Raw genomic sequence first — 2,351 nt, 5'->3', positions numbered from 1 at the left:
ACCTGCGTACCGATCTCTACCACACGGCCGGTCGGGATCTGGAAATATTCGGTCGCGTCGGCCGCCGTACGCGCCAGGCCAATGAACAACCGGTCCTGCCAAACCGGCATGCCGGAATTGGGCGAGGCCTTGAGCGAACGTCGCGACAGGAAGAATGAGGTCGTCATGATGTCGAACTTCCAGCCCTGCTTGCGGCAGATCGCCAGCGCGCGMGGGATGTTGGGCTGCTCCATGTAGCCGAAGGTCAGCGTCACCCGCATGAACAGCTCGTTGACCGTCTCCATCTTGACCCGCTCGCTGTCGGGCACCACCGGCTGCGGCGCGGTCACCACCGAAAGGATGACGTTCTGCTCATGCAGCACCTTGTAGTGTTTCAGGCTGTGCATCAGCGCCGTTGGCGCGCTCAAGGGATCGCTGGTCAGGAACACGGCGGTGCCGGACACCAGCTGCGGCTTCTTCTTCAACAGATTGCCGGCGAGGAAATCGAGCGGGATCTCGTTGCGCCGGGTCTTGTCGAACAGATAGCGGCTGCCGCGCACCCAGGTCCACATGCCCAGCACGATGGTGAAGGCCACAGCCAGCGATGCCCAGCCGCCCTCGAACACCTTGACGATGTTGGAGGCAAAGAAGCCGATGTCGATAAAGGCAAACAGCGCCGTCAGCGAGACGGCCAGCCACAGCTGCCATTTCCAGATACGCGTCATGACGACATAGAGCAGCACCGTCGTCACCAGCATGTTGCCAGTCACCGAAATACCATAGGCCGACGCCAGCTTGCTGGACTCGCCGAAGCCGACGACCAGCATCATCACCACCAGCGCCAGCAAGAGATTGACGCGCGGCATATAGATCTGGCCGGACTGTTTTTCAGATGTGTGCAGGATTTCCAGACGCGGCAGCATGTTGAGCTGCACGGCCTGCCTGGTCAGCGAGAAGGCGCCCGAAATCACCGCCTGGCTGGCGATCACGGTCGCAGCAGTCGCCAGCACGACCATCGGGATAAGCGTCCAGCCCTCATTCATCTCGAAGAACGGATGGCCGACCACGCCGTTCTTTGCCAGCACGAAGGCGCCTTGCCCGGCATAATTGAGCAGCAGGCAGGGAAACACGATCGCCAGCCAGGCGAGCACGATCGGCTTGCGGCCGAAATGGCCGAGATCGGCATAGAGCGCTTCGGCGCCGGTGACGGCGAGGAAGATGGCGCCGATGGTAACGAAGGCGACGTCGGGCGAATTGATCAGAAAGGCAACGATGTAGTGTGGGCTCACCGCCCACAGGATTTCCGGATCGGCGATGATGTGGTTGAGACCGGAAAGGCCAATGGCCAGGAACCATACTGCGGTCACCGGACCGAACACCAATCCCACCCCGCCCGTGCCAAAGCGCTGTACGGCGAAAACCATGGCAAGAATGACCAGAGTTAGCGGCACCACGTAAGGCTGGAAGGCAGGCGTGACGACATTCATGCCCTCGACGGCCGACAGCACCGAGATTGCCGGCGTGATGACGGCGTCACCGAAGAAAAGCGATGCCCCGACGATGCCGATGCCAAGTATCAGCGCCGAACGCTTGGGGAAACTGCCGCGCGCCAGCGCCATCAGCGACAGCACGCCGCCCTCGCCGCGGTTGTCGGCGCGCAACACAAACATAATGTATTTGATGGTGACGATGATCGTCAGCGACCAGATGATCAGCGACAGAACGCCAAGAATATCGCCGCGATCCGCCACGCTACCGCGGGACGATGCCACCAGCGCCTCGCGGAACGCATAGATCGGGCTGGTGCCGATATCCCCATAAACGACGCCAAGCGCGCCCAGCATCAACACCTTGGTGCTGTGCTGTTCGATTTCAGGATGGCTCGATTGTTCGACGGGTTCTGCCTCACTACCAGCATTGGCAAGGGCCATGGACGACACTCCGATAAGTGCGCGGTCATCTACGCTTGCTGCGATGCAATATCAAGTGCCGTCGCGTGATGGCTCCCATGCCGGCAACGCTCGGCTGCTCGGGAGATCATCGGTCCACGCGAGATCGCGGGCTCGATCTGCAGGCATGGTCGCACCAGCAGGACCAGCAGCATATGCGTCCGTCAGATCGCTACCTGCGTACCGATCTCTACCACACGGCCGGTCGGGATCTGGAAATATTCGGTCGCGTCGGCCGCCGTACGCGCCAGGCCAATGAACAACCGGTCCTGCCAAACCGGCATGCCGGAATTGGGCGAGGCCTTGAGCGAACGTCGCGACAGGAAGAATGAGGTCGTCATGATGTCGAACTTCCAGCCCTGCTTGCGGCAGATCGCCAGCGCGCGCGGGATGTTGGGCTGCTCCATGTAGCCGAAGGTCAGC

The 2,351-nt window shown here is 61.4% G+C and carries 2 protein-coding genes; both read right to left on the bottom strand.

What is annotated here, in order from left to right; genetic code table 11:
* On the bottom strand, positions 1–1,910 hold a 1,910-nt coding region (locus AC1DYW_RS33055), incomplete at its 3' end, for a potassium transporter Kup (protein WP_477228977.1).
* A 182-nt stretch (positions 1,911–2,092) separates the two neighbouring features.
* The coding region (locus tag AC1DYW_RS33050; RefSeq protein WP_477228790.1) for a KUP/HAK/KT family potassium transporter at positions 2,093–2,351 on the bottom strand (259 nt) is incomplete at its 5' end.

The sequence above is a fragment of the Mesorhizobium sp. P2_D5 genome (genome assembly GCF_056404355.1).
This window is presented reverse-complemented; position numbering and strand designations above follow the sequence as displayed.